Origin of the sequence: Janthinobacterium leeuwenhoeki, assembly GCF_051380795.1 — a bacterium.
In the GTDB taxonomy this organism is placed as follows: Bacteria; Pseudomonadota; Gammaproteobacteria; order Burkholderiales; family Burkholderiaceae_D; genus Janthinobacterium.
In genome coordinates this window covers 116,107-124,394 of the sequence record NZ_JBNYXT010000012.1, presented here as the reverse complement: position 1 = coordinate 124,394, position 8,288 = coordinate 116,107, and the positions used below count along the sequence as shown (strand labels likewise).

The 8,288-nt window shown below is 60.7% G+C and carries 7 protein-coding genes, 1 rRNA gene and 1 riboswitch; of the genes, 7 read left to right on the top strand and 1 reads right to left on the bottom strand.

Annotation, left to right across the window (positions count from 1 at the left end):
* Positions 1-583 (bottom strand): 16S ribosomal RNA (locus ACQ4WS_RS12550); the annotation flags it as partial.
* Positions 584-1,077: 494 nt separating this feature from the next.
* Here ACQ4WS_RS12550 and cobT point away from each other — a divergent pair.
* The 7 genes from cobT (at position 1,078) to cobO (ending at position 8,282) form a co-directional block, all read left to right on the top strand.
* Complete coding sequence (gene cobT, locus ACQ4WS_RS12545) at positions 1,078-2,118, top strand: nicotinate-nucleotide--dimethylbenzimidazole phosphoribosyltransferase (protein WP_436476660.1); 1,041 nt, start codon at positions 1,078-1,080, stop codon at positions 2,116-2,118.
* A gap of 4 nt (positions 2,119-2,122) precedes the next feature.
* A complete protein-coding gene (locus ACQ4WS_RS12540) occupies positions 2,123-2,929 on the top strand; it encodes an adenosylcobinamide-GDP ribazoletransferase (protein ID WP_436476658.1) in 807 nt (268 codons plus the stop codon).
* 4 nt (positions 2,930-2,933) lie between these two features.
* Positions 2,934-3,488, top strand: coding sequence for a histidine phosphatase family protein (locus ACQ4WS_RS12535; protein WP_436476656.1), 555 nt, complete (start codon positions 2,934-2,936; stop codon positions 3,486-3,488).
* A 44-nt stretch (positions 3,489-3,532) separates the two neighbouring features.
* Positions 3,533-3,773, top strand: a riboswitch (cobalamin riboswitch).
* Between the two features lie 127 nt (positions 3,774-3,900).
* Positions 3,901-5,769, top strand: a complete 1,869-nt coding sequence (locus ACQ4WS_RS12530; RefSeq protein ID WP_436476654.1) for a TonB-dependent receptor domain-containing protein — start codon at positions 3,901-3,903, stop codon at positions 5,767-5,769.
* An 88-nt stretch (positions 5,770-5,857) separates the two neighbouring features.
* The gene (locus ACQ4WS_RS12525) at positions 5,858-6,883 is read left to right on the top strand and encodes a FecCD family ABC transporter permease (RefSeq protein WP_436476652.1); all 1,026 of its coding nucleotides are present in this window, start codon (positions 5,858-5,860) and stop codon (positions 6,881-6,883) included.
* Entirely contained in the window at positions 6,880-7,653 is a 774-nt protein-coding gene (locus tag ACQ4WS_RS12520) for an ABC transporter ATP-binding protein (RefSeq protein WP_436476651.1), read from the top strand. Before ACQ4WS_RS12525 ends, ACQ4WS_RS12520 begins: the two co-directional genes overlap by 4 nt.
* Complete coding sequence (gene cobO, locus ACQ4WS_RS12515) at positions 7,650-8,282, top strand: cob(I)yrinic acid a,c-diamide adenosyltransferase (protein WP_436476649.1); 633 nt, start codon at positions 7,650-7,652, stop codon at positions 8,280-8,282. Before ACQ4WS_RS12520 ends, cobO begins: the two co-directional genes overlap by 4 nt.
* Positions 8,283-8,288 lie beyond the last annotated feature (6 nt).

Here is an 8,288-nt window from a genome sequence, read left to right as displayed (position 1 = left end):
ACCGCCTGCGCACGCTTTACGCCCAGTAATTCCGATTAACGCTTGCACCCTACGTATTACCGCGGCTGCTGGCACGTAGTTAGCCGGTGCTTATTCTTCAGGTACCGTCATTAGCAAAAGATATTAGCTTTCACCGTTTCTTCCCTGACAAAAGAGCTTTACAACCCGAAGGCCTTCTTCACTCACGCGGCATTGCTGGATCAGGCTTTCGCCCATTGTCCAAAATTCCCCACTGCTGCCTCCCGTAGGAGTCTGGACCGTGTCTCAGTTCCAGTGTGGCTGGTCGTCCTCTCAGACCAGCTACTGATCGATGCCTTGGTAGGCTTTTACCCTACCAACTAGCTAATCAGATATCGGCCGCTCCACGAGCATGAGGTCTTGCGATCCCCCACTTTCATCCTTAGATCGTATGCGGTATTAGCGTAACTTTCGCTACGTTATCCCCCACTCTAGGGTACGTTCCGATATATTACTCACCCGTTCGCCACTCGCCACCAGAGCAAGCTCCGTGCTGCCGTTCGACTTGCATGTGTAAGGCATGCCGCCAGCGTTCAATCTGAGCCAGGATCAAACTCTTCAGTTTAATCTCTGTTACTTTGCCATTTTACAGGCATGGTCGAACTATTTAACTAGTTCAAACCCCTCGCATTGCGAGGTGTTTGCTCACTCAAAAAACTGACAGGCTACTTCCGAAGAAGTATCCTATTTCATTATTTCTTGTGAACATTTGATATTTTAAGTTAAACGTCAATCCGAAGATTAACGCTGCACTTACATCAAATGCCCACACTTATCGACTGTTAATTGTTAAAGAACTGTGATCGGTTACTGCTTTCGCGCTATCGACAAAGCGTTGTGTTTGTCAGCTGCGAAGAAGGAAGAGTATGAAGCTTTTTCAGCATTTCGTCAACCTTCTTTTTCACTCTGCTTTACTCGGCATTTACATGCGTCGTTCAGCGAGGGGGCGAATTATAGCCCTGCCCCGCGCGCGCCGCAAGGGCTAATTTGCAGTTGGGCAAATATTGCTGTGTGATATCGTAGCACTGACAATACCCAGCCTTATCCACCTTGACTCCCATGCCTATTCCACACCTCTGCCCCACCGCCAATCCCGCCCTGGCCAGCGCCCTCGAACATGCCATCAACAGCAAGACCAAGCCGCTGGGCAGCCTGGGGCTACTGGAAACCCTGGCCCATCAGATCGGCCTGATCCAGCAAAGCACGCAACTGGCATTGCAGCAGCCCGCCATCATCGTTTTCGCGGCAGACCATGGCGTGGTCGCCGAGGGCATTTCCGCTTATCCACAAAGCGTGACCTGGCAAATGGTGGAAAACTTCCTCGGCAACGGCGCCGCCATCAATGTCTTTGCCCGTCAGAACGATTGCGCCTTATATATAGTCGACGCTGGCGTAAACCATGACTTTGGCCCACGCGACGGCTTGCTTGACCGCAAGCAGGGTCCCGGCACCCGCAACTTTGCCAAAGAACCTGCCATGAGCCAGGAGCAATGCCTGACCGCCATGCAGGCAGGGATGGACCTGGTCGCCACGCTCGACGGCAATGTGCTGGGCTTTGGCGAAATGGGTATCGGCAACACCACCGCTGCCGCCGCGCTGATGCACAAGCTGACAGGCACGCCCGTCGCCGATTGCGTCGGTGCCGGCACGGGCCTGTCAAAAGAAGGCATATGGCACAAGCAGCAGGTGATCGAAGCGGCTGTCGTCCATCATGCAGCAGCCAATGAGCCACTCGACGTGCTGGCCACCTTCGGCGGCTTCGAAATCGCCATGATGGCCGGCGCCATGCTCAAGGCAGCCGAACGGCGCATGATCTTGCTGATCGATGGCTTCATCGTCAGCAGCGCCTTGCTGGTGGCGGCCCGTTTGCAACCGGCGATCCTCGATTACTGCGTGTTTTCCCACTGTTCCGACGAAAACGGCCACCGCCAACTGCTGGCCAGCCTGGGGGCGCGTCCGCTGCTGCACCTCGATTTGCGCCTCGGTGAAGGCACGGGCTCTGCGCTGGCCTTGCCGCTGCTGCGCGCGGCCGTCAATTTCATGCGCGAGATGGCCACCTTCGCCTCGGCCCAGGTCAGCGAAAAGTCCACGCCAGACTAAGACCATGACCAATCCCGTTTCCGCCGCAGTCCATCAGTGCCGTCTGTTCTTCATCGCGCTGCAGTTCTTCACGCGCCTGCCCATTCCGCGCTGGGTGGGTTTCGAACCAGCCTGGCTGCAGCACGCCTCGCGCTACTTTCCGCTGGTCGGCGTGGTAGTGGCGGCCATCAGCGGCGCCGTGTATCTGCTGGCCAGCTGGCTCCTGCCGTCGGCGGTGGCCGTGCTGCTGGCCGTCGCCGCCGGCATTTACCTGACGGGCGCCTTCCATGAAGACGGCTTCGCCGACATGTGCGACGGCTTTGGCGGTGGCATGACACGCGAGCGGGTACTGGAAATCATGAAGGATTCGCGCATCGGCGCGTATGGCGCCATCGGCATCCTCAGCCTGCTGGCCATCAAATGCGCGGCACTCGCTTCGCTGCCGCCTGCCACGGTGGTGGCGACATTATTCATCGGCCATCCGCTCGCGCGTCTGGCGGCCGTTTCGCTGATCTGGCTCATGGACTATGCGCGCGACGAAGGCAAGGCCAAGCCGATGGCGCAGGAAATGACCACGGTTGAATTCATCATCGCCGCTGCCGGCGGACTGCTACCCGTCGTCGTATGCGGCGCCCTGGGGATATTTTACTGGGCCACGCTGGCCTTTGCCGTCGTGGCGGCGGCAGCTGCCGCTTTCTGGCTGGGCCGCAAATGCCAGCACCGCCTGCAAGGCTACACCGGCGACTGCCTGGGCGCCGTGCAGCAAGTGGCGGAAGTGGCGGTCTATCTGGCCATCCTGTCCAGCTTCCAGCCTCCCACACGCTTCTATTAACACCATGCGCCTGATCCTCGTCCGCCACCCCGCGCCGCAAGTAAGCAGCGGCACCTGCTACGGCCGCAGCGACGTGGCGGTGGCGCCGCAGGAAATGGCCACGGTGCGCGCCAGCCTGCAAGCGACTTTACCGGCCGGTGTGCCGCTCTACGCCAGCCCGTTGCGCCGTTGCGCCGACCTGGCGACAGCCTTGGCGCAAGACTTACCTTCCAACACTCTGCGCTTCGACGCGCGGCTGGCGGAGATGGATTTCGGCGCGTGGGAAATGCAGCCCTGGCACGCGATTGCGCGCGCGGAAATCGATGCCTGGGCCGCCGACCTGGCCTGGTACCGCCCCGGCGGGGGTGAGAATGTGCTGGCGATGGCCACCCGCGTCGATGCGTTTTTGGGCGACCTGTTGCGCGAACAACACGAAACGGCAGTCATCATCTGCCACGCGGGCACCATCCGCCTGCTATCGGCACTGCAAGCCCGGCTGCCATTGGAAGAAACCGCCCTGCTGGCCGCCCGTACCACCCATAAAATCGCCTACGGTGCGACGGTCGTCGTCGATTTCTGATATCGAATCGTCCAGCCAGCCATTTCAGTCCACGCCTGCTGCACGTATAATGGCGGGGTTTTGGTGCCCGCGCTCATGTCCATGAGCGCAGTTAAACGGGAAACACGATGCCGCGCTCGCGGCGAACGTGTGCTGCCCCCGCAACGGTAAGCAAGTGTCGCCCCTCCCGACAGGAAGCGGGCGACTAGCTATCTCTGACAACCACTGTGCCGCAATTATCGAGCATGGGAAGGTGGGATAGCGGTACTTGCCAGCCCGGATACCGGCCAGGACAGGTGGAAGTGTGCGAACGGGGATGTTCGCGATCCGAATGGCCCATGGCCATCTTCGATCGTCATCGTCAGTTCCCACTTCTGTTCAATCTGGCCTACGGGGACGTCGGCTGGTTGCATATTACTTACTGAAAATTATCATGACCCATGCTGTTTCCCGCCACGCGGCCCTCACGTCGCTCGCGCTAGCCATTGCCGCGCCTGCCGCTTTCGCCCAAGCCACACCAGATACCTTCGACCCCATCGTCGTCACCGCCAGCCGCTACCCGCAGCACCTGAGCGAAGTCTTGAGCGATACGCAGACCATCAGCTCGGAAGACATCGCGCGTTCGGGTGCCGGTACGCTGATCGACCTGCTGCAAAAACAGCGCGGCATTGAAGTCAGTCGCAGTGGCGGCCCAGGCACCAATTCGAGTGTGTTCATTCGCGGCGCGAACGGCAATCAGAATATCGTGCTGGTCGACGGCGTACGTATTGGCTCGTCGACATCGGGCACTGCCAACTGGAGCGCCCTGCCTTTGTCCAGCATCGATCACGTTGAAATCGTCTACGGTCCGCTGAGCACCATGTATGGTGCCGATGCCGTCGGTGGCGTGATCCAGATCTTTACCAAGAAAGGCGACGGCGCGACGCGCTTTTCCGCCTTCGCTGGCTACGGCCGCGACAACACGCGCCAGGCGGAAGCCAGCGTTGCCGGCTCTACCGGTGGCAACAACAGCTTCAGCTACGCGCTGACCGCGGGCAAGGAAAAATCGGATGGCTATTCCGCCTCCAAGCTGGGCGCCTCGAAATACACCTACAATCCGGACAAAGACGGCTACGACAAGGAAAGCGTCAGCGGCCAGTTTGGCTACCAGATGGCCAAGGGCCACGACGTCGGCCTGGTTTTTCTGAACAGCAAACTGGATGCACAATTCGATGCGGGCTTGAACTTCGACGCGCGCAACGACAATAAGCAGGAAAGCATTTCGGTCTTCACGAAGAACCAGTTCTTGCCGAACTGGACCAGTGAGTTGCGCTACGCACAGGCAAAGGACAAACAAACCTCGGTTTCCGCCGCAGGCGCCTTCGGCAGAAGCCAGTTCGACACCAAGCAAACTGACATCAGCTGGCAAAACGATATTCTCATTGGTCGTGACACCCTGCAACTGCTGGGTGAGTACCGTGACGAAGACGTCGTGAGCTCCGCCAAAGGCCTGTCGGGCGGACGTAATACAAAATCGTTCGCAGCATCGTACAACCTGGTGCGCGGCGCTCACCTGGCTGGCATCAGCGGCCGTCGCGACGACAGCTCGGTCTACGGTATCCACAACACGGGTAGCGTCGCCTATGGCTACCGTTTCAGCAACGCCTTGCGCGCCAACGCCAGCTATGGCACCAGCTTCCGCGCACCGACCTTCAACGATCTGTACTACCCTGACTCCGGCATCCCGACGAACAAGCCGGAAAAAGGCCGCAATGCTGAAGTTGGCTTGCAATACAACGACGGCCAATCGCAACTGAGCGCGACCTACTACCGTAACAAGATTATCGACATGCTTATCTACGTATCGGCTTGCCCTGTAATCGGCTGGAAACCAGGCAATGGCTGCAGCATGAATGTCGACAAAGCCCTGCTGGAAGGCGTGACGCTGGCTGGCGCGCGCAAATTCGGCGCCTTCAACGTCAGTGGTAATATCGACCTGCAAGATCCACGCAATGAAACGACGGACAAGCAACTGGCGCGCCGCGCGAAAAAACACGCCAATTTCGCTGTCGATTACACGACCGGTCCTTTGACCGCCGGTACCGAATGGCAGTTGTCGGGCAAGCGTTTTGACGATCCAGCCAACAAAACCACCCTCGGCGGTTATGGGCTGGTCAACCTGTTCGCGACCTATCAAGTGGCGCGTGACTGGTCGGTGCTGGCACGCTGGAACAACATCACCAACAAGGACTATGAACTGGGCCGCTTCTACGCGACGCCACGTTCGAACCTTTTCGTTGGCGTACGCTACGGCATGAAATAAGCACGTAGTAATGATGTAAGCTGCGGGCGATGGCATGCCGCCGTCACCCGCAGATGCAGTTCTGCAGTCCCCGTTTTTAAGGCAGTACATGCACCCATTTTTCCGCAATATGCGCCACCGCGCCACCGTGATCATCACGCTGCTGATCGTGTGCGCGGTTGCCAGCCTGATTTTCTCCGGCATGATCGGTTCGATCGCGATCCCGCTCGCCGACCTGCCCTCCGCCCTGTTCCATGTCATGCAGGGCAAGACCGATACCCTCGCCGCCACCCTGCTCGACCTGCGCCTTGGCCGCGCGCTGACCGCGTTTGTCACCGGCGCGGCGCTGTCGCTGGCCGGCGTCATGATGCAGGCGCTGCTGCGCAATCCCCTGGCCGACCCGTATGTGCTGGGCATTTCCGCCGGCGCCTCCGTTGGCGCGCTGGCCGCGCTGCTGTTCATGTGCGCGCTGTGGGTGGTCGACGCGGCCGCCTTTGCCGGCGCCGTCGGCGTGTCCATGCTGCTGTATTTCTTTGCCCGCCGCGACCTGCGCGGCGGCACGGCGGCCGAAGGCGGCGCCTCGCTCTTGCTGCTGACGGGCGTGATCCTGGCCTCGGCCTGCATGGCCATCGTCACCCTGATGCTGTCGATTGCCCCTGAAAGCCGCTTGCGCAGCATGGTGTTCTGGATGATCGGCGACCTGTCCGGCGCGCCCGCGCGGCTGATGCCATGGCTGGTCCTGGCCGGCGCCATGGTCTTTGCGTTGCGCTGCGCGCGCTCACTGAACGTCATGGCGCTGCACGCGGAGGCGGCCAGCACCCTGGGCGTGCGCGTGGGCGCCCTGCGCAAGGGCCTGTTCTTCTGTTCCGGCCTGCTCACGGCCAGCGCCGTCACCAGCGCCGGCAGCGTTGGTTTTGTCGGCCTGATCGTGCCGCATGCGTTGCGCTTTGCCTGCGGCCCCGATCATCGCCTGTTGATACCGGCCGCCGCGCTGGCCGGCGGCACCTTCCTCGTGCTGGCCGATACCTTGGCGCGTACCGTGCTGGCGCCCTTGCAGCTGCCTGTCGGCGTGGTCACGGCCATGATAGGCGCGCCCGTCTTCCTGTACCAACTGCACCGATTGCGCCGCACATGATACGTACTTACCAACTGGGCCTGAAGGCAGGCACGCGCTCCCTGGTGGAAAACCTCATCTGGCACATCAAGGATGGCGAATGCTGGAGCGTGATCGGCCGCAATGGCGCCGGCAAGAGCACCTTGCTGCGCACCCTGGCCGGCTTGCGCGAACCGGATGCGGGCCACGTGACGATACAGAGCCGCGCCCTGATCGACTGGCCGCTCGATGAACTGGCACGCGAACGGGCCTTCCTGGCACAGGCGCGCCACGATGCGTTCTCCTACCGCGTCATCGAAACGGTGCTGTCGGCGCGCCACCCGTATCACGACAACCATTACTGGGAAGGCAGCGACGACCAGCGCATCGCCCTGGCGGCGCTGGCCTCGATGGAAGTGGAACACCTGGCCGAGCGCGATGTGCGCAGCCTGTCCGGCGGCGAACGCCAGCGCGTGGCAATCGCCGCCATGCTGGCGCAGGATACGCCCCTGCTGCTGCTGGACGAACCGGCCAATGCGCTGGACCTGGCGCACCAGGTCAGCGTCATGGGCCTGCTGGCTAAGCTGTGCCGCGAACAGAATAAAACCGTGGTCATGGTGGGGCATGACCTGAACCTGGCGCACAGCGTCTCGACCCATGCGCTACTGCTGATGGGCGACGGCGGCTGGCTGGCCGGCCCCGTGGCCGAGGTGATGCAGGCATCCATCCTGGGCGACTACCTGGGCCACCCGATCGAGATCATCGATCACGGAAAACGCAAGATATTCATACCGAAAGAGGATCAGACATGAGCGACAACAAACCTATCGACGTAGAAACAGCCGCAATCAACGAACGCCACCGCGTGCGCATGGAACGCAAGAAGGCCATCATCGACGCGGCCATCGCCAAGGCCGACAAGGAAATCGGCATCATCATCGTCAACACGGGCAATGGCAAGGGCAAGAGCTCGAGCGGCTTCGGCATGGCCATCCGCGCCATGGGCCATGGCATGAAGGTAGGCGTGGTGCAGTTCATCAAGGGCGCCATGTCGACGGGCGAGGAAAAATTCCTGCGCCGCTTCCCCGACGAAATCAGTTTTCATGCGATGGGCGAAGGCTATACCTGGGAAACGCAAAACCGCGAACGCGACATCGAAAAAGCCGAACTGGCATGGGAGCAGGCGAAGACCTTCCTGGCCGACCCCAGTTACGGCCTGGTGCTGTTCGACGAACTCAATATCGCCCTCAAGTACAACTACCTCGACGTACATAAAATCATCGCCGACCTGCTGGAACGCCCGGCCATGCAGCACGTGGTCATCACGGGCCGCGGCGCACCGGACGAATTGATCGCCATCGCCGACACCGTCACCGAAATGGCCGTCGTCAAGCATGCGTACGCGGCCGGCATCGGCGCGCAAATCGGCACCGAGTGGTAACAGCGC